The sequence below is a fragment of the Pseudomonas sp. GL-RE-26 genome (assembly GCF_019956275.1).
In the GTDB taxonomy this organism is placed as follows: Bacteria; Pseudomonadota; Gammaproteobacteria; order Pseudomonadales; family Pseudomonadaceae; genus Aquipseudomonas; species Aquipseudomonas grandcourensis.
Window position 1 is genome coordinate 1 of sequence record NZ_JAHBDI010000003.1, and the last position, 25662, is coordinate 25662.

22 protein-coding genes and 3 pseudogenes are annotated in these 25662 nt (G+C 58.2%); 11 read left to right on the plus strand and 14 right to left on the minus strand.

Features of this window, described 5'->3' with window-relative positions; translation table 11 throughout:
• Both KGB07_RS01755 and hutC read right to left on the minus strand, forming a co-directional pair.
• Window positions 1-178 (minus strand): annotated as a pseudogene (locus tag KGB07_RS01755) (urocanate hydratase); the annotation flags it as partial.
• 391 nt (window positions 179-569) lie between these two features.
• Complete coding sequence (gene hutC, locus KGB07_RS01760; RefSeq protein ID WP_046038586.1) at window positions 570-1322, minus strand: histidine utilization repressor; 753 nt, start codon at window positions 1320-1322, stop codon at window positions 570-572.
• A 529-nt stretch (window positions 1323-1851) separates the two neighbouring features.
• Here hutC and KGB07_RS01765 point away from each other — a divergent pair.
• Together KGB07_RS01765 and KGB07_RS01770 are read left to right on the plus strand one after the other, a co-directional pair.
• A complete protein-coding gene (locus tag KGB07_RS01765) occupies window positions 1852-2211 on the plus strand; it encodes a RidA family protein (RefSeq protein WP_046038584.1) in 360 nt (119 codons plus the stop codon).
• A 53-nt stretch (window positions 2212-2264) separates the two neighbouring features.
• Window positions 2265-3236, plus strand: coding sequence for a threo-3-hydroxy-L-aspartate ammonia-lyase (locus tag KGB07_RS01770; RefSeq protein ID WP_046038582.1), 972 nt, complete (start codon window positions 2265-2267; stop codon window positions 3234-3236).
• Between the two features lie 175 nt (window positions 3237-3411).
• Here the strand turns inward: KGB07_RS01770 and KGB07_RS01775 are convergent, their stop codons facing one another.
• The 3 genes from KGB07_RS01775 to KGB07_RS01785 are packed head-to-tail and all read right to left on the minus strand — an operon-like array spanning window position 3412 to window position 5303.
• Window positions 3412-3804 (minus strand): DoxX family protein, encoded by a 393-nt coding sequence (locus KGB07_RS01775; protein WP_046038580.1) that lies wholly within the window; start codon window positions 3802-3804, stop codon window positions 3412-3414.
• A 9-nt stretch (window positions 3805-3813) separates the two neighbouring features.
• A complete protein-coding gene (locus tag KGB07_RS01780) occupies window positions 3814-4299 on the minus strand; it encodes a YybH family protein (protein WP_046038578.1) in 486 nt (161 codons plus the stop codon).
• A 17-nt stretch (window positions 4300-4316) separates the two neighbouring features.
• Complete coding sequence (locus KGB07_RS01785) at window positions 4317-5303, minus strand: zinc-binding alcohol dehydrogenase family protein (RefSeq protein ID WP_046038577.1); 987 nt, start codon at window positions 5301-5303, stop codon at window positions 4317-4319.
• Between the two features lie 136 nt (window positions 5304-5439).
• Here KGB07_RS01785 and KGB07_RS01790 point away from each other — a divergent pair, with 136 nt between their 5' ends.
• Window positions 5440-6327, plus strand: a complete 888-nt coding sequence (locus KGB07_RS01790) for a LysR family transcriptional regulator (RefSeq protein WP_223464282.1) — start codon at window positions 5440-5442, stop codon at window positions 6325-6327.
• Window positions 6328-6349: 22 nt separating this feature from the next.
• Here KGB07_RS01790 and KGB07_RS01795 read toward each other — a convergent pair.
• From KGB07_RS01795 to KGB07_RS01805, 3 genes and pseudogenes are all read right to left on the minus strand, one after another.
• Window positions 6350-6472: pseudogene (locus KGB07_RS01795) on the minus strand (IS30 family transposase); the annotation flags it as partial.
• A 149-nt stretch (window positions 6473-6621) separates the two neighbouring features.
• Complete coding sequence (gene puuE / locus KGB07_RS01800; RefSeq protein ID WP_223464285.1) at window positions 6622-7515, minus strand: allantoinase PuuE; 894 nt, start codon at window positions 7513-7515, stop codon at window positions 6622-6624.
• Window positions 7515-8387 carry a GNAT family N-acetyltransferase gene (locus KGB07_RS01805; protein WP_223464287.1) on the minus strand — a complete coding sequence of 291 codons (873 nt, stop codon included), beginning with the start codon at window positions 8385-8387 and terminating at the stop codon, window positions 7515-7517. Before KGB07_RS01805 ends, puuE begins: the two co-directional genes overlap by 1 nt.
• 706 nt (window positions 8388-9093) lie before the next feature.
• On the opposite strand from KGB07_RS01805, the gene KGB07_RS01810 reads away from it, so the two are divergent.
• Entirely contained in the window at window positions 9094-9438 is a 345-nt protein-coding gene (locus tag KGB07_RS01810) for a DUF6124 family protein (RefSeq protein WP_223464289.1), read from the plus strand.
• Window positions 9439-9604: 166 nt separating this feature from the next.
• Here the strand turns inward: KGB07_RS01810 and KGB07_RS01815 are convergent, their stop codons facing one another.
• From KGB07_RS01815 to KGB07_RS01830, 4 genes are all read right to left on the minus strand, one after another.
• Window positions 9605-11344 carry a dipeptidase gene (locus KGB07_RS01815; protein WP_223464291.1) on the minus strand — a complete coding sequence of 580 codons (1740 nt, stop codon included), beginning with the start codon at window positions 11342-11344 and terminating at the stop codon, window positions 9605-9607.
• A gap of 160 nt (window positions 11345-11504) precedes the next feature.
• Entirely contained in the window at window positions 11505-11804 is a 300-nt protein-coding gene (locus KGB07_RS01820; protein WP_080925276.1) for a hypothetical protein, read from the minus strand.
• Between the two features lie 167 nt (window positions 11805-11971).
• Window positions 11972-13186, minus strand: a complete 1215-nt coding sequence (gene gltS, locus KGB07_RS01825) for a sodium/glutamate symporter (RefSeq protein ID WP_223464293.1) — start codon at window positions 13184-13186, stop codon at window positions 11972-11974.
• 224 nt (window positions 13187-13410) lie between these two features.
• Entirely contained in the window at window positions 13411-13971 is a 561-nt protein-coding gene (locus KGB07_RS01830) for a YSC84-related protein (RefSeq protein WP_046038566.1), read from the minus strand.
• A 936-nt stretch (window positions 13972-14907) separates the two neighbouring features.
• On the opposite strand from KGB07_RS01830, the gene nirB reads away from it, so the two are divergent.
• The 4 genes from nirB (at window position 14908) to KGB07_RS01850 (ending at window position 19065) form a co-directional block, all read left to right on the plus strand.
• Entirely contained in the window at window positions 14908-17469 is a 2562-nt protein-coding gene (gene nirB, locus KGB07_RS01835; protein ID WP_223464295.1) for a nitrite reductase large subunit NirB, read from the plus strand.
• Window positions 17469-17855 (plus strand): nitrite reductase small subunit NirD, encoded by a 387-nt coding sequence (gene nirD / locus KGB07_RS01840; protein ID WP_046038565.1) that lies wholly within the window; start codon window positions 17469-17471, stop codon window positions 17853-17855. The genes nirB and nirD overlap by 1 nt, the downstream gene beginning before the upstream one ends.
• A 101-nt stretch (window positions 17856-17956) precedes the next feature.
• Window positions 17957-18397 (plus strand): CBS domain-containing protein, encoded by a 441-nt coding sequence (locus KGB07_RS01845; RefSeq protein ID WP_046038564.1) that lies wholly within the window; start codon window positions 17957-17959, stop codon window positions 18395-18397.
• A gap of 146 nt (window positions 18398-18543) precedes the next feature.
• The gene (locus KGB07_RS01850; RefSeq protein ID WP_223464297.1) at window positions 18544-19065 is read left to right on the plus strand and encodes a DUF3016 domain-containing protein; all 522 of its coding nucleotides are present in this window, start codon (window positions 18544-18546) and stop codon (window positions 19063-19065) included.
• Window positions 19066-19502: 437 nt separating this feature from the next.
• Here the strand turns inward: KGB07_RS01850 and KGB07_RS01855 are convergent, their stop codons facing one another.
• Complete coding sequence (locus KGB07_RS01855; RefSeq protein WP_411741521.1) at window positions 19503-19754, minus strand: cold-shock protein; 252 nt, start codon at window positions 19752-19754, stop codon at window positions 19503-19505.
• Window positions 19755-19926: 172 nt separating this feature from the next.
• Between KGB07_RS01855 and KGB07_RS01860 the strand changes: the two are divergent.
• Window positions 19927-22685 (plus strand): annotated as a pseudogene (locus KGB07_RS01860) (autotransporter outer membrane beta-barrel domain-containing protein).
• Window positions 22686-22950: 265 nt separating this feature from the next.
• Here KGB07_RS01860 and KGB07_RS01865 read toward each other — a convergent pair.
• Window positions 22951-23853, minus strand: a complete 903-nt coding sequence (locus KGB07_RS01865; protein WP_223464307.1) for a LysR substrate-binding domain-containing protein — start codon at window positions 23851-23853, stop codon at window positions 22951-22953.
• A 110-nt stretch (window positions 23854-23963) separates the two neighbouring features.
• On the opposite strand from KGB07_RS01865, the gene KGB07_RS01870 reads away from it, so the two are divergent.
• Window positions 23964-24830: a pirin family protein gene (locus KGB07_RS01870; RefSeq protein WP_223464309.1), complete on the plus strand. Its 867-nt coding sequence runs from the start codon at window positions 23964-23966 to the stop codon at window positions 24828-24830.
• A gap of 76 nt (window positions 24831-24906) precedes the next feature.
• Window positions 24907-25587, plus strand: a complete 681-nt coding sequence (locus tag KGB07_RS01875) for a hydrolase (protein WP_046038558.1) — start codon at window positions 24907-24909, stop codon at window positions 25585-25587.
• The last annotated feature ends 75 nt before the right edge of the window (window positions 25588-25662 follow it).

Here is a 25662-nt window from a genome sequence, read left to right on the forward strand (position 1 = left end):
CAGCGCGACCGATACCACCGTAAACCACCAGTTCTTTAGGGTTCTCGGCGACTTCCGGGTCGAGGTTGTTCATCAGCATGCGCAGCGGCGCTTCGGTCAGCCAGCTCTTGGCGGTCAGCTTGTTACCGCGGGCAGAGCGGATTTCGACATCACGCAGGCGAGTGGTCTTGGTGGTCATGGTTATCTCCTCATTCAGTGGTGAACGGGGTGGTAGTCACGCTTACGATGTCTGTATGCGCTTATACCAACCTGTATGTACAAGTGAATGCAAGTGAAGGGCCAAATGCGCCTGATGAAAGCCGAATGAAAATTAGAAAGTAAATAAAATAGTTTTAAATCAAATAGTTAATATTTATACGAAATTTCTGAGCGGGGCGGGATGGACGAAAATGTTGTTGCAGCTTTTCGATAGGTAGTCACGGCAGCTGCGCGTTATGTAACACTTTTACGCGCTCGGCTTGAGGAGTGTCACCATTCTGCCAATTGGGTCGGCACGGGTAACAGCTTCAGAGGGATGGCTAGGGGGAGATGTCTATCGAGCGGCAGGCGGGGGCCGCTCGACCTGTGAGTCAGTTGCCGAACTTGCCTTCGAGGCGATAGCGCGAACCTGGGTAAACCAGGCGTGCGCAACCCACTTGACCCATTGCCGCCCATGTACGACGGCGAATCAGCAGGCACGGTTCATAGCGATTGATTTGCAGAAGCTTGCACTCGGCAGATTTGGCGTGAATCGACTCGACCACGTGCTCGCCTTCGGTCAGCGGGGCCAGTTGAATCAGATAGGCGTAAGGCGTGACCTTGGTAAAGTCCTGCTGCAGATAGGCGGGTGCGACCTCGGCATTGACGAAGCGCTCTTCGATCTGCACCGGCACATCATTTTCGTGATGCACGACAACCGAATGGAACAAGCGCTTGACCCCCTCGAGGGGAAAGGGCATCGAAGCTCGCGCCCGTTCAGGCATCTCTTCAAGCACGACCACTTCACAGCGATGCTCATGACCTCGGGCCGCAATCTCTTCCGCAATGTTGTGGATCTCGAAGAGCGCCGCATGGCCTTTTGGTTCGGCTACAAAAGTGCCTACACCCTGCATGCGCACCAGCGAACCCTCAATGGTCAGTTCTCGCAGCGCCCGGTTGATGGTCATGCGACTCACACCGAGCAAATTCAGCAGTTCACTTTCAGAGGGCAGTTTGGAATTGGGCAGCCACGCACCGGAGCGAATCTTCTGCATGATGATTTGCTTGACCCGTGCATAAAGCGGGGAGGGGCTTTCGAGCGAAAAGGGCTCGAGGGATGCATTATCCTCAATAGGTTTGGACACAATAATTCCCAATATAAAAATGAATTGCTCCGATAGGCCTGGAGCGAAGTTTACTCTGCAGCCAAGGATACGCCTATGCATGCAATGCATCGACGGGGTAAGGGGGCGCTGTTCTGAACAACCACTTGAGAGCGGCCTGCCGCCAATACTGGAAACCCGGAAGTCCAACCAGATTGAGGCGGGGTGATGGGCAATTAACTCAAGATGTACGCGGCTCCTGAGCAAGCGCTGTTAGCCCGGTCGTAACATGGGTTCAGTTGAACGTGAGGGGCCGCTTCTGGCCGAGAGCTGCCTGTCGCGAAGGGCAGCTACCCAAAGCAGTCATTCGTCGTCGACTGCCATCCCCAAGCTGACAATGGAAATCGAGGTCTCATAGGGTTATCGCCCGGACCAGCAGAGCCGAACTATGCGGGATACCAGCGGTCAGTCCGTGGCGCGCTCGCGTAGCCGTCCCCCCAGCCCGGCAAGCGATTTTTTTCAAGACATAACGTCCAGCTTCTGGACATATTGATAATTTGACAGTCGCTCTATCAGTCCTCCCGCGGGGCACTATGCTCACCTCTGCATCGTCGGCGGGTTTGTGATGAATTCGGGACAGTTGCCTGTCAATGCCCAAGGGCAGGCGTTGGCAGACAAGAGTTTCGAGGAACAGAACCGCCAGGTCCTGGCCAATCTTGAGCATTGTCTGACTCGGGCGGGTGTGGGCAAAGACAGCCTGGTGCAAATACGCGTCTATGTCACCGACATTGATCAATGGCCAGCTTTCAATCGTCTCTACGAGCAATGGTTAGGTGATCACCGGCCCGCCCGAGCCGTTGCAGGAGTGTCTCAATTGCATTTTGGCTCAGCCGTCGAGGTGGAAGCCATGGCACTTGCGGCGACTGCCTGAGCGTATTAATTGCGCACACTTCTGAAAATTTTCATATCAAAAGCGAGGGCCCTATGACCACGACGCAACTGACGCTCCCTACCTATCAAGACGTCCTTGACGCCGCCGAACGTATCCAGGGCCACGCTCATCGCACCCCGGTGCTGACCTCACGTACGTTGAACGGACAACTGGGTGCCGAGGTGTTCTTCAAGTGCGAGAACTATCAGCGCATGGGCGCTTTCAAGTTCCGCGGTGCTTTTAATGCATTGGCCCGTTTCGACGAGCGCCAGCGTAAAGCCGGCGTGGTGGCGTTTTCTTCCGGCAATCACGCCCAGGGCATCGCCTTGTCTGCACGTATCCTGGGTATTCCCGCGACCATCGTGATGCCCCATGACGCTCCGGCCTCGAAAATGGCAGCGACACGCGAATACGGAGCCAGTGTGGTGCTCTATGATCGTTACAGCGAGGACCGCGAAGCCATTGGTCGAAAACTGGCTGAGGAGCATGGTTACACCTTGATTCCATCCTATGACCACCCGGATGTCATCGCGGGACAAGGGACGGCGACCATGGAGTTATTGCAAGAGACCGGCCCGCTGGACGCACTGTTCGTTTGCCTCGGTGGCGGCGGACTGTTGGCGGGCGGTGCCTTGGCAACCCGTGCACTGTCGCCTGACTGCAAACTTTACGGTGTAGAGCCGCAGGCGGGGAATGACGGTCAACAGTCGTTTCGCAGGGGAGAAATTGTACATATCGACACACCAGATACCTTGGCCGACGGCGCCCAGACCCAGCATCTGGGGCACTATACATTTCCAATAATTTGCCGCGACGTTGATGACATCCTGACTGTCACAGACGTACAGCTGGTCGAGGGTATGCGTTTTTTTGCCGAGCGTATGAAGATGGTCGTGGAGCCTACCGGATGCCTGGGGTTGGCCGCAGTACGTGAGATGGGCAAGGTGCTGGAGGGTAAACGCGTCGGTGTGATCGTGAGCGGAGGTAATATTGACTTGGATCGGTATGCCCGGTTGCTGGCGTAATTTTTAGCGCTGACGCTAGTCGATCTCTTCGGGGCGGAGCCGAAGAGATCCTGTGCGATCTGTGGCTTCTTTTAGCGACCGCTGCGATTGCTGCCTTTCACGAAGGGCTGAAACCGACCCGTATCTGCCGGTGGTTTCCCACCGGCATTTTCTATTTCGCCTTATGACAGCTGAGTCAGACTGAAACCCTACGAGCGTCGAGACTAAACGCGCCGGGTCCCGCGACTGCCAACAGCACAAATCCACCAGCCATTGCGACGTTCTTGAGGAACATCACCATCTGGATTTGATCGCTGAACTGGCTGTGGAAAATCGCGCCCGTCGCCAGACTGAAGATAGCCAGCGACGCAGCGGTAACGCGGGTTCTGAAGCCGCCAACGATTAACAGCCCGGCACTAATCTCGAACAGGATCGTGGGCCACAACAATGCGCCGGGCACATGCATGATCTCCATGTAGCCGCGTATGGCATTAGCTTCGCCGATCTTGGACAGGCCGGACAAGATGAAAATCAGCGCCATCAACGTTCTGGCCGCGGCCATCACATAAGACTCGATCTTGGTATTCATGTCGGACTCTCACGGCAACCTGGGTGGATTGGTGGTCGAGAAGATGTAGCGCGCAAAGCGCCATTGACCATCGGTTTCTCGATGCATCAGGAAGATTTCCTGGTTGCCTTCGGCGCTGGCCTGCCGGTCGCCGGACAGCAGCTTGGCCGTTCCGTTAGAGCGCGTACGCGCAAACGCCCAGTCGCGTGACAGCGGTCGGATCTCATCGATGGTAAAACGTATGTCGAGCTTGATCGTGTTGAAGACCTGGCGATACGCCGCACGCACTGCGTCACGGCCTACGGCCGGCGGGCTGTGCTGTGGCATGAACACGGCATCGTCTCCATACAAGGTCATGACACTGTCGACGTCGGATGCGTTCAGTGCGGCTTCATAATGGTTGATTTGCTGGGTGACGGCAGTCTTCACCGCATTCTCGGAGGCGGGCTTGGCGGCCTGAACCGTCATGGGTAGTAGAAACGCGCCGAGAACCAGTGCGATCAATGCGGTACGCATGGCAGTACTCCTTAATGTCAGAGCAAGACGACGAGCTTGCCAAGTGCGCGATCGCTTTCCATCAAGCGGTGCGCGTGGCGGACCTCGTCGAAGGCGAAGGTTCGGGTATGGATGGAAGGCATCCGCTTGGCTGCGAGTTCCTTTGCGAGCCACGGCAACGGCGTGTCCTGCAATGGCAAGGCCGGTGTTCCCAATAAGCCGCTCGGGAAGAAGTTCAGTCGCGTTCCGCCAGGCAGGTCCTGTATCAGGTGGAATTGCTCCACTACCGGCGGGCCGCCGAGCAGGCCGATGACGCTCACCGCACCGAACGGTCGCAACGTCTTGATCGTGTCGCGCAGTGTTGTGGCACCGACGACTTCAAGTGCGGCATCCACGCCTTGAGGAGCGACTTCGCGAATACGCTGCGCGATGTCACCGCTGTCGATGACGACCTCGTCGGCCCCTATTTCGTACAAGCGTTGGGTGTTCGCAGAGCTGCGCGTTGTGGCGATCACTATTAATCCGCGGGCCTTGGCATAGGTGATGGCGGCCTGGCCTACTGATGAAGTGCCTCCCCGTACCAGCAGAGTCTGGCCATGTTGAATGGCTAAACTCTTGTCAAGCGCCCCCCAAGCGGTGAGATACGCCTCCGGCAGAGTGGCAAGTTCTTCCCACGAGAGAGACGTGTCGTCCAGTGAGATCACGTTGTTGCGCAGTACCGTAACCTGCTCGGCATAGCTGCCATTGCGGCTGAACTGCATGCCGCCCATGGCCGTGGCCACGCGCTGGCCGGTGCGCAAGACACCGGCGGGGTCATGGATGACTTCGCCCACGGCCTCGATGCCGGGCACGCGTGGTGTGGTGATGTCACCCATTTTGCCTGCGCGCAGGTAAGTTTCTGCGCGGTTGAGGCCAAACGCACGGACGCGGATCTGCACTTCGTCCGGAGCTGGCTCGGGTGACGGGATATCTCGCAGTTGCAGGACTTCAGGGCCGCCCGGTTGTTCAATCACATAAGCTTTCATGGTCGTTTTCTCAGGTACGTGGCTGGTTGGTTGAAACGTTGTTTTCAAGCAAGTGAGTGCACTATCCACTACTCGTATATGGAAGATAATCCACGCTAGAGATAAGCTTTATCTCAAAAATGAGAGGAACGCTGTAATGGACTTCAACGCCGTCCGGATGTTTGTCAGCGTGGCGCAGACCGGTAGCCTCTCGGCCGCAGCTGAGCGCCTGGACATTCCGCTACCTACCTTGAGTCGACGCATTCGCGAGCTTGAACAGCAGTTGAAGGTGCAACTGCTCGAACGTTCTGTACGTGGCACCAAACTCACTGATTCGGGGACGCGATTGTACGAACATGCGAGCCGTGGCATTGAGGCTTTGATTGAAGGCGAACAGGCCGTGATCAGTGATCAGGCGCATTTAAAAGGGCGCTTGCGGCTGTCATTGCCGCCGTCGTTTGAACCGTGGTGGGAGGTACTGTCGGCTTTCCAGCGCCGCTATTCGCAGATCCAGATCAGCGTCTACACCACCGAGCGCCGCATCGATCTCATCGAAGATGGTGTCGATGTGGCGCTGCGCGTAGGCATGATCGCGCACGAGACTATGGTCGCCCGCCGCATGCTGACCTATCGTCACATTCTCGTGGCCAGTCCGGCATTGATTGAGCGACTAGGTGCACTTAGCAGCGTCGAGGCTCTATACGGTTATCCATGTGCGGTCTGGAGCCAGGGTGCCAATGCGACATGGCAGTTGGGGGGAGTGGTATTCAAACCTGAGGCGATGCTGTCCACCAACGACTATGCGCACCTGCGCAGCCGGGCATTGATCGGTGATGTGGTAACGGAGCTTCCGCCATTTTTGGCGGCGAGTGCCATCCGGGAAGGGAAGTTACTTGCGCTACTTCCCGAACATCCACTACCGGAACAGCAAATCAACTTGCTCTACCCATCACATCGTCACCCGTCTGCCATTGTGCGGGCGTACCTGGACTTCTCGCAGGAGTACATGGGATATCTCGCAGAGGTGTCGTCTACTTCCGAGTAAAGGGCCGCTTTTGGCTGTGGATTCAACCGGTCGATGCAACAGATTGGCTAAATCGTTCAGCGGGCGTTTCGTAGTTTAGTGTTTTCCGAGGGCGGCTATTTAGCTGCCTTGCCACTTCATTGAGCGTGGCTTGCGAGTGAACAGAGTGGCTATCACTTGCGCAGTGGGGTAGATGTTCGGGTTGTCGTTCACCTCAGCCGAGACGAGCGCGGTCGCGTCTTTGTTACTCGAAAGGGGTAGTGATTGGAGGGTGATACGCCAGCGTGGCTCAGGCCGTTGCGAACCACTTGCCACTCACGCGGGGAATTGGGCTATCCAGTGCCTGGCAATCTCTTCGCGCCGGCAGATCCACACCGCATCGTGGCCTTGCACGTAATCAAGAAAGCGCGCCAGCGCCATCGCACGACCGGGATGGCCACTGATCCGCCCATGCAGGCCGACGCTCATCATCTTCGGGTGTTGCGCGCCCTCCTGCCACAGCAGGTCGAAAGCATCCTTGAGCAGCCCGAAGAAGTCTTCACCGCTGGCGAAACCATTGGGCAGCAGATAGCGGGCGTCATTGTTGACCAGTGTGTAAGGGATCACCAGGTGGGCGGGCGAGCCTGGGAGCCAATAGGGCAGATCATCGTTGTAGGCGTCCGAGCTATAGAGAAACCCGCCTTCCTCACGCAACAGGCGGCGGGTGTTCTGGCTGACCCTTCCTGTGTACCAACCTACGGGGCGTTTACCGCAGATCTGCTCGATCACGTCGAGGGTGAGGCGGATATGGCGCCGCTCCTGGTCTTCAGGCATGTCGCGATAATCCAGCCAACGGTAGCCATGCCCGGCAATCTCATGCCCGGCAGCGCAGAGCGCATGGCCAATCGCCGGGGTGAGTTCCAGTGCCCGGCCGACGGCGAAGGCGGTCAGCGGCAGGCCGCGGGCGCTGAACAGCTCCAGAATGCGCCACACACCTGCGCGCGATCCGTATTCGTACATGCCCTCGACGCTCAAGTCCGGTTCCCCCCCACGCGGCGGACGGCCAGGAAGTTCGTGAAGCCAGGCTTCCGACTGGGCATCGCCATTGAGGATGCATGACTCCGCGCCTTCTTCGATGTTGAGTACGAACTGGACCGCGACGCGTGCCTCACCGGGCCATCGCGGGTGGGGTGGGCAGCCACCATATCCGATGAGGTCGCGAGCGGCCATCAGCCCAACTCGAAGGTCGTGACGCCGAACACACGTTCGTGCGCGATTGCCGGAGGAGGGCCGAGGTACATGCGTGCGCAGCCGAAAACCTCGACCATGCCCTGTTGGTGCACGAGCGCCATCGCGGCGGGGTTATTCTGCGGGGCATCGAGAAACAGCGGGCCACCCTCGGCAAATTCCGCCAGGCGCGCGTAGATGGCATTGGCTGCCAGGGCGTCATCGGCGAACAAGGGGCCGATCTTGTAGCCTTCCCGGCAGCGCCTTACTACGCCATAGCCGCTTAGCCTGCCCTCGCGCCGGCAACCCACGGCGAGCGCGTCGGCCTGGGCTATCCACCCGCTCAGGAAGCTTGTGCGCGCGGCGGGGAAACAGGTGCGGTCGTAAGCGACAACCTGATCGAACGGGAAGGAGGCCAACGGGACTATGTCCTGGCCGTCTACCTGCGAGGTCGTCGGGCGGGCGGTGGGATTGGCACGAAAACGCATGTTGCGATGGGAGAAGACGAAACCACCTTTGGCGTAGTAGTCCTGCATCGCGAAGACGCCGTCCATGCCGATGCTCGCGCCTGGGCGCAGGCGGGCGAGGAGTCGCTCGCGGCGTGCGTGCCAGAGGGTATTGCCCAGACCTTGACCGCGATATTCAGGCCGGACGATGAAAAAACCCATGAAACCGAATTCGCCATTGTAGGAGGTGATGGCACCGCCACCGATCATTTCGCCGTCCTGGTACGCCGCGATGAAGGCGGCAGGGTCCGTAGCCCAGAACAGCTCGGCATCGTGAAGGCCGGGATTCCAACCTTCACGGGCAGCCCAGTCGACGAGCTCGTCCAGCTCGGGACGGGTCATGTTGCGTATGACCAGCTGATTCGACACCGCGAAGTTCTCCTCAGTCGCTAATCGAGCGTGTGGTCCATCCCACTCAGAACCCTTTCGGTATAGCTTCAACCTGAGTATTGATCCAGGTCGTCACGCCATTGTCGCGCATTGCGAGCTGAGTGGTCCCGCGGATCGACTGCCTGTCATCCGAGAGCAGAAGATCGCACGTGCCCAGAACAAGACGATGGGCACGTTGATGGTCAGGCTGCACGTCAGTGATATCGGCTGGGTGCAGGACCGCTGGGGAAACAGTAAGCGAGCTAACGGGTGAGCACTAGACGGGTAAATCGGTAAGGGTTCATGAGGTTTGTTCATCAATCCGGACAAGTGCGCCATGTCACTCAACATCGCCGGAGAGCGCTTGTTTAAAGGCGTTTAAGGTTGCTTCATGCAAGCTACAAGACCTTGCGCCGTTGCCTACGGTTACGCCAGAATCCGCCGGCTTGTGCGCCTTGGAGGCCGTCGGTAACTTGCTTCGTGTCACTGCTCATCAGTGATCGGGTTTAGTCGCCCGGTGGTTTCACGAAGCGTATTTGCATCCAGACAGTCAGGTCATTTCTTGCCTGCACTTCATGGTAGCTGTGCGCAGGGCGCCTTCGGGCGCGCCGGTTTCGTGTCTCCCCGGTCGACTAACCTGCGTACAGCTGCCACCCCCTTGTTTAGTCGCAAGTCGGTGATGGCTCCATTTTTTGGAGACAGAAATATGTTCAAGGTAACGCCAAACCCACCGGACGCCGATCCGGTCTCCCCACATGAATCCGACTCAACCAGGCTCAACGAAGCCACCCTCGATTTTCACATCCCCTCGATTGCCGATATCAAAGCCACACCGCGCACACCCAGTACCCTGTTCACCGTGAACCCGCAGGCGAGTTCCGAAACCTTGATGGTTTATCTGGTCGAAACCCTCGCGTCGGTCGATGTGATGGTCCATCAGTTGGTGGATCACCTGGACGGTGGATCGCGCAATGCATTGCTGGGTATTTCCAACAGCGTGATGCTGGCGGAGCTCACGGCGAACCGGGTGCTGGATCAAATCGCCCCGTAGGAGCGAGCTTGCTCGCGATGGTGGGTAACGATGACGCGGGAAGCCAGACTTACCGCGGCGTCCTCTGGTTTTTCGCGAGCAGGCTCGCTCCTACAAGGGCCGGCATGTGATTTGGGAGTGGGAGTGAAAGCAAAGGACCCGCCAGGGCGGCGGGTCCGAAGGGGGATCACAGTTTCGGCAATTGCCCGATGCGGCCCATCATTTCGGTCACGATCTGCAGGTCCAGCAGGAACTGCTCGGTGGTCTTGAACTCGTTGTCGTTGTGGCCGGTGTATTTGACGTCCGGCATGGCCAGGCCGAATTGCACGCCGTTGGGCAGTTCATGTACGGAGGTGGCGCCGGCGGAGGTGCCGAACTTGTGTTCCATGCCGAGGTTTTCGCTGGCCACCGCGAGCAGGGCCTTGACCCATTCACCCTCGGGGTTGCGGTACATCGGTTCGGCAATCGACAGGTCGAAGGCTGGTGCGATGCGGGTCTTCTTGCTCCAGGCGTCCAGCTTTGCTGCGATTTCGGACTTGAGCACTTGCGGCGTCTTGCCCTTCGGCACGCGCAGGTTGACCGCAAGCTTGAAGGCTTTGTCGTCCATCCCGACATAGGTCAGGGAGGTGGTCAGCGGACCCATGAATTCATCGGCAAAACCGACCCCCAACTTGCCACCCAGGTAGTCCAGCCCCCAGTTGTCGGCGGCGTAGCGGGCGGCGTCCGTGATCTGGTTGTGCTTGAGCGCGACCTTGCCGTCGAGGCCATTGAGGAAGTCGAGCATCCTGGCCACCGGGTTGACGCCGGACTCGGGCTCGGAGGAGTGGGCGGACACACCGGTGACCGTCAGTTTGACGTCCTTGCCGTCGACCTTGGCGGCGACCTCGAAGTTGCCGCCGTTACGCTTGGCATATTCGGTGCCGGCCTTTTGCAGGCTGGCGGCCAGTTCGGCGGGCTTGTCGGTCACCAGGGTCGCGACCGATGTCGACGGAATCTGGTTGGTGGCCAGGCCGCCGGTCATCGAGGTGATTTCCGCGCCCTTGCCCTGCGCTGCGCGCTTGGCGAAGCTGGCCATGACCGTGCCGTAGCCTTTCTCGGCGATCACCACCGGGTAGCCGCCATCCAGTGCCAGGTTGTAGTTGGGGGTGGGGTTGCGTTCGAAGTAGTAGGGGATGGCGTCGCCCGTGGTCTCTTCAGTGGTGTCCACCAGCAGTTTGAAGTTGCGGGCCAGCGGCAGCTTCTCTTCCTTGATGATCTTCATGGCGTAGAGCGCCACCACGATGCCGTTCTTGTCATCCTCGGTGCCCCGGCCATACATGCGATCGCCGATCAGGGTGACCTTGAACGGATCGAGGCGGGTGCCGTCCTGCAGTACCCAGTTTTCCGGCGTCACCGGCACCACATCGGCATGGGCGTGGATGCCCACGACTTCATCGCCGCTGCCTTCCAGGGAGATCTCGTAGACGCGGTTGTCGATGTTGCGAAAGTTCAGGTTGAACGCCTGGGCCAGGCCCTTGATCTTCTCGGCAATCTTGATGAATTCGGGATTGTCGTGCTGGGCTACCCCGTCCACGTTCACGGTGGGAATGGCCACCAGCTCCTTCAAGGTTTCGGTGGCCGCGCTGCCGTATTTCACCCGGGCATAGAGGCCAAGCAAACGATGGATTTCGTTTTGCTGTTCAGCGCTAAGCGTCTTGTTGTCGAGGAACGCGCTGATGGCCGAGCCGAGGTCGTCGGTCTTGGCGATATCGCTCTTGGCCAGGCTTCCCAGGAACTGCCTGAAATCCTTGACCGACGCATCGCTGAAGGTCTTGAGGATGATCGCGTTCTGTTGCGGGGTGATGTTGGCGTGGGCAGCGGTGGTGAACGACGAAAGGCTGGCGAGCATGAGGGTGGTCGCAGCCAGATGCTTGAGGGAAAAATCCATTGCTGGGGGCATTCCTTTGCAGGCGGTTTGTAAGAAATATCTGATCGGTCGATCAGAAACATTTCAAAACTAACACCGCGAGCGTGTGAAACGGGAGCCCCTGAAGTGGGATCTGTCGCACAAAAATGCAAAAGCGGCGCAGAAATGAAAAACCGCTCTATCAATGCTTACATTCCGCCATCACCACGTGGCAGGTATTCGGCGTGCCGCCGGAACGGCCCGCATAACGGATGCAATTATCCATGGATTTCTGGCGAGCCATGTCCAAGGTGTCCGCCCAGGCGAGGCCACCTTCGCCGACAGTGGGGAGGGCTTTTGCGTAGCAGGTTGAACCAGTGTTTGGGGCTGAATATCGAGCCGTGGTGGCTTTGCCTGAACATCCCGCTGTCAGTGCCAGGTCGATGGCGAGCAGGGATAGCAGGATCCATGACGAGCATTGGCGCACAGTGTGTCCCGTCATCCCGGTTCCCCTGTAGCAAGAGGCGCATTTGAGATCGTACCTGGCCGGATCAGGGCCGGGGTACACTCTTACTCTGAGCCTATCCTTGCGGCATCGATCCTGCTGCTCCTTTCGTCCGCTTTCCTGAGTTCGGTGTGTCTGGCCGTCCAAGAGTCCAGTTGAGGTCGCTACAGACCACTGAACATGCTGATGATCACGGCATTGACCAGGTCAATGAAAAAGCCGCACACCAGCGGCACGATCAGGAAGGCCTGGTGCGCCGCACCGTACTTTTGCGTCACGGTCGACATGTTGACGATGGCCGTTGCCGTGGAACCGAGGGCAATCCCGCCGAACCCGGAAGCAATCACGCTGGCTTCGTAATTGCGCCCCATAAAGCGGAAGACCACAAAATACGTATAGGCGACCGTCAGCAGGATTTGCAGGGTCATTGCGCACAGAATGAACATCAACGCGCCGTTGAGTTGCCATAGCTGAAGCCCCATCAGGGCCATGGTCAAGAACATGCCCAGGCAGATGTCGGAGATCAGCGACAGGCCCAGGCTGGCACCGCTCCAGGTTTTCAGTCGCTGATCACCTACAAAGGCCAGAACGAGGTGGTGAATGACGATGCCCGCGAACAGGCAGCTGACAAACTTGGGCAGGGTGACGCCGGCATCGACCAGCACCAGATTGAGTCCGTAACCGGCCATCAGGGTCAGGTTGAGCCACATCCAGGCCCAGAGCACGTCGTAGTAGTCCAGCGCCTTGCTCGGTTGTTGCTCGAGAATGCCGACTTCCAGCTCCGCATCCCTGGACGGCGTCAGTTGATAACGGCGTATCAACTGGTTGGCGATAGGGCCGCCGATGACGCAAGCGGCAATCAGGCCGACGGTGTTGCTGGCGATGCCCAGTTCGTGGGCGTTGCTGATGCCCAGTTTTTCGACGAAGAGTGGTGCCCAGGCCAGGGTGGTGCCCACGCCACCCGTGAGGGAAATGGAACCGACCATCAAGCCCGCCTTGGGATCAAGCCCAAACGCCTGGGCCACACCCATGCCCAGCGAGTTCTGCAACAGGATGAACACGGCGGCGAGCAACAGCAGGATCAGCAGCGGGCGCCCCCCCTTGAGCAGTTGGCGCATGTCCGATTTCAAGCCAATGCCGGCAAAGAAATAGAGCAGCAGGGTGTCGCGAACTTGCAGGTCGAATTCGATCTGGATCTTCAGGCCGAAGTACAGCAAGGACGTCACCGCCGCACAGACGAAGCCGCCGACCACCGATTCCGGGATACAGTATTGACGCAGAAAGGTGTTGTGCTGGACGAGGGTCTTGCCGAGGAAAAGCAGGAGGATGGCGAGTGTAAAACTCACGAGGCCGTGAACCTGGAAGATCTGTGAAGTCATTTAAGGCCTACCTAAAAACTGGAAAATCATTATCAGGATTCGCTCGTTCAATGTTTAGACCTGTATCAATGAACGGTCGAAACAGCCTTGCTCGTCCAGATGGCTTCCCAATCATCAGGTGCGTCTGTGCGCCAGGAGTGAGGACAGCCTAGCCTAAACGGGTAAACTCATCCGGGTTGGCATAGGCCGCCATCACGCTCCCGATGGCCAGTCAGACGCAGACTTCAGCGCTTGATCAGCGAAATCTTCGTACCCTCGATACTGATCCCCGCCATTAATCCTTGCTGGTCGAAGATGAACGCGTAGGCGTCGTCTTTCAGTGTCGAGCTGGACAGGTTCTTCGCAACCCCTTCATCCACCACGACAACCGTTGGTCCCACACCGATTTCCCAGCCCTTGGTTTCAGCGACATATTTCACGGCTTTATCGGTCATCAGAAAAACCGCATAGCCGTACGACTGGGCGCCGGCCTGCAGCCCCCATGAACCGCTGACGGAGTTGTAGTAGTTCTCGACTTTCGAGCCTTTCATCAGTACGCCTTCGCCGTAGCTACCGCCGAACACGAGACCGGCCTTGATGATGTTCGGGAATACCAGTACGGCTTTGGCTTGGTGCGAGATGGTTTCGGAAAAAGGATGGGTCTTGTAGAGCATCTGCAACGCTTGTCGTGCGTCGGCATTCAGATCCTCGGCGGTGGCTGCTCCGGCATTGTTCAGGAAACCAGCCGATGCCAATGTTGCAATCGCGAAGAAGAACGAGAGGAAGAACCGCATTGATTGAGTCATTTGCGTACTCCGCTGAGGGAGCAGGGGGATGAGAGCAGCGGCAAGTACCTGCGTCATGCAGGAACCGAACCCACTGAGGTTATCCGGCGCGCCCTGAAATGTGTGAATTGCAGGCAGCGCTCCTGAATGAAGTCGGCTCTGGGCCACTGATCGTTTACGCTGCCATCAGCTGTTATGACCACTGCGTAATGGCCAGGTTCGCTGTCAGTTCTGCTTCTGGCCGCCAGTTTCACCTTGCGAAGGGTTGAAATCGCTTCGTCACGCGCTCAATGCAGGCAGCAATAGGCCCGCGCAATGGCGGGCCTTCTGTTTGGGGTCAAATCCTTTTGTGCTTTCAATCTGCGCTCCATCTTGTGAGCGTTTCGTGAAAAACATGTCGTAGCAATGAAAAAGTCCGGCGTCGGCCAGGCTCTTTGTAGATGGGCCAAATCCTTTTGGCTGATCCCATTGTGCGTGGTGGATGTGACGACGACATGACAGGGCTGACAGGAAAAGCTGATCACAGCCAGAAACAGGGTTTCGTTGCAGCGAGCTGTGGAATCGAGCTGTACATGCACTTTTATAAAGCGCCATGCGCAACAACGTGCACCACTCGGAAGCGCCGCAAAGCGCTTTCGCCTGCGGTAGCTCCAGCGTTGTGACAACCCCCCCTGGCTCAAAAGTCCGTGTTTCCAGATAGTTGAAGCCTCTCTGTGGCTGACTGGCACAAAGGCTGCAAGGCTGACATCAGGTCCACCTGGAGAGCATTCGTGTGGACAGCCCCCTCGGTCAACGACGATCGATTGGCCGAACAGGTCGTGGGCAGCATCGGTGGATCAGGCATAGATGCCTGGTTTCAACACCGCAAAAGAACAGGCAAAGACGCCTGGAACCGAAAGGTTTCAGGCGTTTTTTTTTGCTTTTAAAACCGTGATGGGCTCGGGCTGGGTGCTTTCTATGAATTCCAATGTTGCCACGTTGAACAAGATGCAAACGCTGATCGTGATCGGTAATGGCATGGTCGGACATCATTGTGTCGAACAGCTGATCGAGCGGGGAGCGCTTGACCAATACCGGCTGCACGTCTTCAGTGAAGAGCCGATGCGTGCCTATGACCGTGTGCATCTTTCCGAGTACTTCGCTGGTCGTGATGCCGAGTCGCTGGCGCTGTCCGATGCGTCGCTCTACCGGACGCCCGGCGTTACGCTGCATTTGGGTGTACCGGTATTGGAAATCGACCGCGTCCGTCGCCAGGTGGTCACCTCGCAAGGTTGCGTCCCGTATGACAAATTGGTCCTGGCCACCGGGTCTTATCCGTTTGTTCCGCCAATCGAAGGCGCCGAAGGTGAGTCGCGTCTGGTCTATCGCACCCTGGAAGACCTCGATGCCATTCGGGCTGCTGCGGCCAATGCCCGGCGTGGTGTGGTGGTCGGCGGTGGCTTGCTGGGCCTGGAAGCTGCGAACGCGTTGAAGAGCCTGGGCCTTGAAGCCCACGTGGTGGAATTCGCGCCGCGCTTGATGCCGGTACAGCTCGATGACCTCGGTGGCCAGGCGCTCAAGGCGCAGATCGAACGATTGGGCGTCGGTGTACATCTGTCCCGCGCCACGCAATCGATCAGCGCGGGTGAGCAGTACCGCTATCGCATGAATTTCGCCAATGACGAATTCCTCGAAACCGACCTGATCGTGTTTTCCGCCGGTATCCGCGCTCAAGACGCGCTGGCCCGTCAATGCGCGCTGGAGATCGGTCCGCGCGGTGGCGTGGTGATCGACGACACGTGCCTCAGTTGCGACCCGAACATCTACGCCATCGGTGAATGCGCTTCATGGAACGGCAGCCTGTTCGGCCTGGTCGCGCCGGGCTACCAGATGGCACGCAGCGTTGCGGCTCGTCTGTGCAACGAAGTCGCCGAGCCGTTCACCGGTGCCGACATGTCGACCAAGCTCAAGCTGCTGGGGGTGGATGTCGGCTCCATCGGCGACGCCCACGGCAACACCCCGGGCGCACGCAGCTATCAATTCATCGACGAAACCAGCGCCAGCTATCGCCGCCTGGTGGTGGATGGCAGTGGCAAACACGTCCTCGGTGCGGTGCTGGTCGGTGACAACAGCTATTACGACACCCTGCTGCAATACATGCAGAACGGCATCGCCTTGCCAGCAGAACCCGCCAGCCTGATTCTGCCGTCCAGCGAAGGCGCGCCGACCCTGGGCCCGGGTGCGCTGCCCGAGTCGGCCACGGTGTGCTCCTGTCATAACGTCACCAAGGGCTCCATCTGTTCGGCCATCGACGGCGGCTGCACCGACCTGGGCCAACTCAAGTCGCAGACCAAGGCCTGCACCGGCTGCGGCGGTTGCGCCGGCCTGCTCAAGCAAGTCTTCGAGCATGAGTTGATTGCCCGTGGCGTCAGTGTCGACAAAAGCCTGTGCGAACACTTCGCCTACACCCGCCAGGAGCTTTATGCGCTGGTACGGGTAGAGGGCGTGATCACCTTCGACGAACTGTTGGCCAAACATGGCCGTGGCCACACCGGTTGCGACGTCTGCAAACCGGCGGTGGGTTCGATCCTCGCCTCGTGCTGGAACCAGCCGATCATGGACGCGTCGCTGGTGCCGTTGCAGGACACCAACGACACCTTCATGGCCAACATGCAGAAAAACGGTACCTATTCGGTGGTGCCACGCATCGCCGGGGGGGAGATCACGGCGGACAAGCTGATCGCGATTGGCGTGGTGGCGAAGAAATACGACCTCTACAGCAAAATCACCGGCGGGCAGCGCATCGACCTGTTCGGCGCTCAGTTGCATCAGTTGCCGGACATCTGGGCCGAGCTGATTGCAGCGGGTTTCGAAACCGGGCACGCCTACGGCAAATCGACCCGCACGGTGAAGTCCTGCGTCGGCAGCACCTGGTGCCGTTACGGCGTACAGGACAGCGTGAAAATGGCCCTGACCCTCGAGGATCGCTACAAGGGCCTGCGCTCGCCACACAAGCTCAAGTTCGCGGTTTCCGGTTGCACCCGTGAGTGCGCCGAGGCGCAGAGCAAGGACGTGGGCGTGATCGCCACCGAGAAAGGCTGGAACCTCTACGTGGCCGGTAACGGCGGCATGCGCCCGCGCCACGCCGAGTTGTTCGCCACCGACCTCGATGACGCCACCCTGATTCGCTACATCGACCGGTTCCTGATGTTCTACATCCGCACCGCCGACAAATTGCAGCGCACTTCGGTCTGGCGCGAGAGCCTGGAGGGCGGCCTGGATTACCTCAAGGACGTGATCATCAACGACAGCCTGGGGCTTGGCCTTGAGCTCGAATCGCAGATGCAATTGGTGGTCAACCGCTACGAATGCGAATGGGCCAACGCCCTGAAAGACCCGGAAAAACTCAAGCGCTTCCGCACCTTCGTCAACGATCAACGCCCGGACCCGGACATCCATTTTGTCCAGGAACGCGGTCAGCGCCGGCCGATCATGGCCTCTGAACTCCACCTTATCCCTGTCATCGAGGAGATTGCCTGATGAGCCAGTCCGATACCCAGCGCGCCTATTGCAGTTCCTCCCTGGTCAATCCCGATGCCTGGCAAGCGGTGTGCAGCCAGGAGGATCTGGTGAGTAACTCCGGCGTCGTCGCCTGGCTCGACGGTGCACAAGTGGCGCTGTTCTACCTGCCGGATGCCGAAGGCAAGACCCTCTATGCCGTCGATAATCATGACCCGCAATCCGGGGCGAATGTCATCGGTCGGGGGCTGATCGGCAGCATCAAGGGCGATCTGGTGATTGCCTCGCCACTCTACAAACAGCATTTCCGCCTTGAGGACGGCAGTTGCCTGGAGTATCCGCAGCAGCGCCTGCGGGTCTGGCCGGTGCGCCTGAACGCAGGCCGGGTGGAGGTCGCGGTGGCCTGACCCCATGGATTTCGCCGGGGGCTGAGCGCTTATTCAATCAATGAATCATGCCAGGCTCCGGCGGAGTCGATGATCAATGAAAAACAGTATCGGAGGCTCGTATGAAAACAGCCGCACAACTGCTGAAACTCAAGGCCGTGCAGAACCGGCGGGTGCATAGCATCGCGCCAGACCAGATGGTGCTTGAAGCGTTGAAGATGATGGCCGAAAAAAACGTCGGTGCCCTACCGGTCATAGAGGAGGGGCAGGTGGTCGGCGTTATCAGCGAACGCGACTATGCGCGCAAGATCGTTCTACAGGGGCGCTCTTCGGTCGGTACGCCGGTCCGGGCCATCATGAGCGCCCCCGTCGTGACAGCAGACAGTCAGCAGAGTATTGAGCGTTGCATGGCGGTCATGACCGACAGTCATCTGCGCCATCTGCCGGTGGTGGAGGGCGACCAACTGATCGGCCTGTTGTCGATTGGTGATCTGGTCAAAGAAGCCATCGTCGAGCAGGCCGAGTTGATCCGGCAACTGGAACACTACATTCGCGGGCATTAAAGCGACCGGGGCAGGGTGGATCACCTCAGGTGTAAACTAGGGGGCGTTCTCAATTAGTTTTCCCGTCGCGGCGTGAAAACTAATTGAGAGCGCCCCCTAGACACGGTGCAGCATGCGTTGAAAAGCGCTGCACCTGGAGGTGAGCCATGCGCTCAATTACCCTTTACACCTCGATCGCACTGCTGGCGCTATTTATGGTGCCACTTGCCACCGCAGCGACTTCGGTCGAAGTCGTCTTCAAGAACCCCGAAAAATTCAGCGATGCCAGCCTTGATCGTCCGGGCTATGAACGTGGTGCCGATCCTTATGTCATGAAAGAGCTGCGTAGCTACATCCAGAAGCTTGGCGAGCGGTACCTGCCACCCGGCCAGCAGTTGCAAATTGAAATACGCAACATCGACCTGGCCGGTCGCTATGAACCTTGGAGGCCTGATGCCTACGAAGTGCGCTTCATGCGCGACATCACCTGGCCGAGCATCGATCTACATTACGTGCTCAAACAAAACGGCCAGATCGTCAGCCAAGCCGACGCCAGGGTCATGGATCAGCTCTACCTCCAGCGTCCGGGGCGTGTCAACAGAAGTGACAGGCTCTACTCCGAGAAAGCCATGCTCTCGGACTGGTTCCACAGACAATTCGCCGGGCAACATCAGAGCGGGTTGAATTGAACCACCCTGTACTCTGCTGACGCTACTGCCGCTCGCGCTTCTACTGACGGCGTGCGCGGAGCGGTCGACAACCTTGCCGCTCGCCTCGTAGCCAAACGCGCTGACCAGCGAGCGAGCGACTTGGCTGCAATTGCTGACCAAGCCAGAGCCCGGGGAGTGACCTGCGAGCAGGCGTACGACGGTCTTCTAAAGTAGGGATTGTATGAGGTCCGCTGGACGCCGTAGGAGGGAATGAGCATATACCAATTTTTATACCGCTGACCGTGTAGTCAGGGGGGAAAGCGGGTAATCCAAAGTAAGGAAGTGCCTGGCTTTATTGATCCTGAGTACTTTGTGTTACCCAATAAGAGTCGTGGTGTAATTCTGCTCGGACGGAATTAGGCCAGTTGCTGTCTGTCGTGAAAGGCTGCAATCGACCCATACAGTTCGGTTGAAAACTAGTTCAATGGGTCTTGTAGCGGCCGAATGAGATCGGCCTGTAGTCCGTTCGGACCATGCGCAATCTCGAACTCTACTCTTTGACCCTTAGATAGTGTCTCAGAGCCATCACCGCATATACTTCTAAAGTGTGCAAAAAGGTCTTGCCCACCTTCATCAGCGATGATGAGCCCTGTACCTACCGCATCATCGAACCATTTCACTACGCCTGTCGCCATGCCATAACCCTCCTGGTTGTCAAACTCTCCCATTCACAGGCGAGAGAAAACGACGAATAAAACATTCCCGATCCGAAGTGCGAATTAGCTCACACACTCACCAAAAAACATCCAATAACTTGTGGATTGAATATCCATGAGCTAAACATAGCCCCGAAGTCAGGTTTACCACAATCAATAATAACGTTCAGAACTAAGGGGGCTTATGAGCCTTGCCGTGCGCGTAGGAAAAAACGGGCTGCTCCAAGTAGGAGCATTGTCAATATTAAGCTTGGCATTACAACAAGCACAGGCGGCGTGTAACTTGGTGAGCAGTGTCGGTGACACTGCCTACACCTGTGACAGCGGCACCAGTGCTCCGCTCACCGACACCGACGGCAACAACACATTGACCTTTCCGGCCAATGGAAACGGCACCGTCAACGGCAATGTCATCTTCGGCGACGGTGTTGACCGAGTAGTGATGGACTCCGGCCTCATCACCGGCAAGCTTGATCAACGTAATGGCGCAGACTCGTTGCAAATATCCGCCGGCCAGATCAATGGCGCGGTGATACAAGATGACGGTACCGATGATTTCATCATGACCGGCGGGCAGATCCAGTCCCTGGCCCAAGGGGGAGGGCGCGATACCTTTCTGATGACGGGTGGCAGAATCGTCGACGCATTTGTCGATGGCGATATCGCGAAGATGACCGCCGGTAGAATCGGTCGCGTCGACATGAAGCTGTACACCAACATTTTCGACATGTCTGGCGGTGCGATTGACGGCAACCTGGTCACAGGGTTCGACAAGGACACCATTATCGTGTCGGGCGGCACCATTGGCGGCAACATCAGCACCAGCGGTGGCGATGACAGCATCACCGTCTCGGGGGGGGGGTGACCAATGGTGAAATCCGTACCAGCGTCGGCAATGACCAGTTCAAGTGGACGAACGGCGGCCAGATCAAATCAGCGGTGCTCATGGGCGATGGTGACGACACCGTCCTGCTCGGCGACCTGAACGAAAGCCTGCTGAGCCTTACACCCTTCATCGACGGCGGTTTGGGCGACGACCAATTGACCTTAGACAAAACCACGTCGGCCACGCCTTCCCGGTACATCGGCTGGGAAAGCGTCAATCTCACCAACCATTCGCACTTCGACTTGGCCGGGGATTTTTTCCTCGGCGACAGCGCGACCGAAACCGGCGAATTCTCGATTGATGGCAGCAGCACCCTGGCCGTGACCCAAGGCAGCATACGCCCCTATACCGCGGGCCAATTGGCAACACTGAACAACGCGGGCGCCATCGACATGACCACTGGCAGCAACAGTGCAACCGACTTACTCACAGTCCACGGCAACTATGTCGGCAACGGTGGCCAATTACTGCTGCAAACGGTGCTCGGCGACGACAGTTCCGCCAGCGACAAACTGGTGGTCTCCCAGGGCACCATCAGCGGCAACACCCAATTGGGCGTTACCAACCTGGGCGGACTTGGCGGGCTGACCCGGCAAAACGGTATCGAAGTGGTACAGGCGCGAAATGGTGCCACTAGCAGCATCGACGCCTTTGCCCTGAAAGGTTCGCTATCTGCGGGGGCTTACGAGTACTACCTGTTCAAGGGCGGAGTCACGGCCGGCTCTGAGAACAACTGGTACCTGAGATCGTCGGTGGCGGCCGTGCCACCTCCCACAGTACCGCCCGTGGTGACGCCGCCTCCCACGGTACCGCCCGTAGTGACGCCACCACCCACAGTACCGCCCGTAGTGACGCCACCACCCACGGTACCGCCCGTAGTGACGCCACCACCCACAGTACCGCCCGTGGTGACGCCACCACCCACGGTACCGCCCGTGGTGGACCCGGATGAACCACCTGTCGAGCCACCGACCGCACGCCCTGTCGTCCCCACCGAGCTGGCCGAACCCGCCCCTACGCAGCTCACCGCCGTGACGTCGCCAACCCCCGCCGCCACCACACCGCCGATCCCTACGGCGGTCGCAGGCGCAGACCCGATTCCGCTGTATCGCGTGGAAGTGCCGGTGTATTCCGTGGTTGTTCCCGCCGCGCAACTGATGGCTTTGCAAGCACTGGGCACCTTCCATGAGCGCCAGGGTGAACAAAGCCTGTTGGCCGAAACGGGCAGTGTTCCCGCAGGCTGGGGCCGGGCCTATGGCAGCAACCTGCAGAAAAGCTGGACCGGCACCGTGTCGCCAAGCTTCGATGGCTCACTCCAGGGCTTCCAGATCGGCCATGACCTGTACGGCTCGCAGACCAGCGGTGGGCAGTTGCAGCGCGCCGGGCTGTTTGTCGGCCACACCCATCTGCAAGGGGATGTCGATGGTTTTGCCGAAGGCTTTCAGGACCGCCGCTCGGGTCGGGTGAAGCTCGATGGCGATCACTTCGGGGCATACTGGACCCTGATAGACCCCACCGGCTGGTACGTGGACACCGTGGCAATGTGGTCGCGCCTGGATGGCGACAACAGCTCCGAGCGCGGGGTAAAAATGGACACCAAGGGCGATGCGGTGACCCTGTCGGCTGAAGCGGGATATCCCATTCGCGTCTCGGAAAACTGGGTTGCAGAACCCCAGGTACAGATAATCAACCAGCAGATCGATCTGGATGATCAGAACGACGGAATTTCCGACGTGTCCTTCGACTCGCAGGATTACTGGACGGGCCGCCTCGGCACCCGACTCAAAGGGCGTTACCAGGCCGACAACATCCCGCTGGAACCGTATGTGAGGGCCAACCTCTGGCGTACATTTGGCGGTTACGACACCGTCACCTACGATGATGTGGACCGGATCAAGACCGAACACAAGTCTTCATCCGCTGACATCGATGCGGGGATTGCAGCCAAACTGACTTCAGATATCAGCGTCTATGGCAGCGTCGGATACAGCTTCAATCTGGACGGCAATGATCTGAGCGGTACGACGGGCACCGTGGGCCTGCGCATGAGTTGGTAGGTCGTGGAAACGTTTGTTGGTCCCTAAGTGAAGTTTGCACTAAGAGTGGTACTTGGTGAGTACCTTGCTCCTTCTTTGGGTTGCGTCGCTCTGGCGCGACTCAAGGGAAGGGGACTCGCTCTACCGCGTTGCGCGGTGTTTGTGGCGGGACAGTTATTGGCCGATTGCTGTCCGTCGCGGGAGAATCAGGTGTGATTCAAACTGGTAAGTCTCAATCGTGTGAGTAAAGCGTCTGTTTTTTTGTCATCGCATCTCTCGACAGGCGTCACGCGGGATGCCCCTCGAATGATTTCGCAAGGAAATCAATCAGTGCCCGCACAGAAGGGAGCAACCCTCGGCGGGAAGGAAACACTGCCGTGATTACGCCCTCAACAGGCTGCCATTTTTCGAGCAGCGTAAGTAAGCGGCCATCAGCCAACTCCTGACTGACCGTTGTCAGTGGCAACACCGCAATACCGACACCTTCGAGTACAGCACCTTTGAGTACGGCAATATCGTCACTGACCAGACGCGGGAAATGACTGACCTGGGCGGTTTCGCCATTGGGGCCGCTCAGCTGCCAGTGGTAGTGCGATTGAGCCGCGCCCCAGGCAACACTAGGCAGAGCGCTCAAATCTGCTGGCAATTCAAGGTCAGCAAACTGCTTCGCGATGGTCGGACTGGCAACCAGTATCTGAGGGCTTTTCGCCAACACTTTCATCACCAACTCACTGTCTTCCAATGGTGGAAAGCACAGACTCAAGGCAAGGTCATACCCTTCGCTGATGACGTCGACCCGTCGGTTAAAGCTTTTCACGTATAGCTCGACTGACGGGCACTGCGCCATGAACCGGCCCAGTACTGGGGCGATCCAGAAATTCAGCAATGGCGTGGTACAACTCAAACGGATCACACCGCGCGGTTCCGAGCGATTCTGCTCGATCACATCCTCTGCCGATTCCGCCTCGGCCATCATCGCCACGCAATGCCGGTAGTAGGCCTGGCCAATGTCAGTGACTTGAAACTGCCGTGTCGAGCGCTGGATCAGCCGTACTCCCAGCCGACTCTCCAGCTGATTGACCCGGCGACTCAAAGTTGACTTGGGCATGTCCAATGCGCGGCCAGCAGGGGCGAAACCGCCGTGTTCAACCACTTTGGCGTAGATGAAGAGTTCGTTCAGATCAATCACGGGAGGTCTCACTGTTCCATTTTCAGGACTGTGAAGTCTAATCCGCCGACTACCGACATCCAAGTTCGGCGACTAAGGTTAGTGCCTGGCTTCATCAGGGGCGATGATCCATGAAGAAGATTCTGGGTATCTACGGCAGTCCCAAGCGGCACTGGATGGGCGATGGCTTTGCTGTGCGGTCATTGTTTACGTACAGCATATTGGGGCGCCATATCAGCCCGTTTTTAAGGCTTGATTATGCAGAACCCACGGATTTTCCGGCCTCGAGCCATAGGCGAGGGACAGGCCAGCATCCGCAGCGCGGGTTCGAAACAGTGACGATTGTGTATCAGGGCGAGCTGGAGCATCAGGACTCCACCGGTGCTGGCGGCAAGATCGGCCCCGGAGATGCTCAGTGGATGACAGCGGCGGGCGGGATACTTCATGAGAAGTATCACTCAGCGGATTTCAGTATCACCGGTGGAACACTGGAGATGGTGCAACTGTGGGTGAATCTGCCCGCGAAAGACAAGATTTCTGTACCTCGATATCAGACGATTTTGAATCGCGACATCGTGCAAGTCAGCCTGCCTGACGATGCAGGTCAAGTGCGCGTGATTGCCGGTGAGTACGCCGGGCGCAAGGGCCCCGCACGGACATTCACGCCCATGGATGTATGGGACATACGTCTGAACGCAGGCAAAAGCATTTCCCTGCAATTAAGGGCTGGCTTCACTTGTGCAGTCGTCCTGCTCTCTGGGGGCATTGGGGTCAATGGCCGCGCAGATTTGCGGGATGCACAGGTGGTGCTGCTTGACCCTGCTGGCGTCAAGCTGCTGCTGGAGGCCAGTAGCGATTCGAAATTGGTCCTGCTCTGTGGAGAACCCATCGATGAACCCATCGTTGGCCAAGGTCCGTTTGTCATGAATACCCAAGCAGAAGTAGTCCAGGCCATCACAGATTTCAACAGCGGCCACTTTGGACAGATGACCCCGTGATCATTTTCGGAGTGTCATTGGTTGACATTGCGAAGTCTGTCGGCGGCTGAGCCGTCTTTTCTCAAAGGAGAACGTCATGAGTACCCCGGCTAATTTCAACAACCAGAGACCTGTCATAGACCCATCCAATGTCGCCATGCTACTGATCGACCACCAGAGTGGCTTGTTCCAGACAGTGGGCGATATGCCGATGCCCGAGCTACGCCTGCGCGCCGCGGCGTTGGCCAAAATGGCGACATTGGCCAAGATTCCGGTCATCACCACCGCCTCAGTTCCACAAGGCCCAAACGGCCCGTTGATCCCCGAAATTCATGAAAACGCCCCACACGCCCAATACGTGGCGCGCAAGGGTGAGATCAATGCTTGGGACAACCCGGAATTCGTCGCCGCCGTGAAGGCCACGGGCAAGAAGCAGCTCATCATCGCAGGCACCATCACCAGCGTTTGCATGGCCTTCCCGTCCATCAGCGCCGTCTATGACGGTTATCAGGTCTTTGCGGTGGTCGATGCCTCCGGCACCTACACCAAGATGGCCCAGGAAATTACGCTTGCTCGAGTGGTACAGGCAGGTGTTGTCCCGATGGATACCGGCGCTGTTGCATCTGAGCTACAAAAAAGCTGGAACCGCGACGATGCACAACAATGGGCGGAGGTTTACACCAAAATTTTCCCGGCCTATCAGTTGCTGATCGAAAGTTACATGAAGGCTCAAGCTGTAGCGAGCAACCATGAAGTATTGGACTCCCAACGCAAGTAACTGAATCCAACACGAGGGGAGTACTCCCTCATCAGTGGAGGCCATCGGGGCTTCCGTTGTTCACCTGGAGAATGA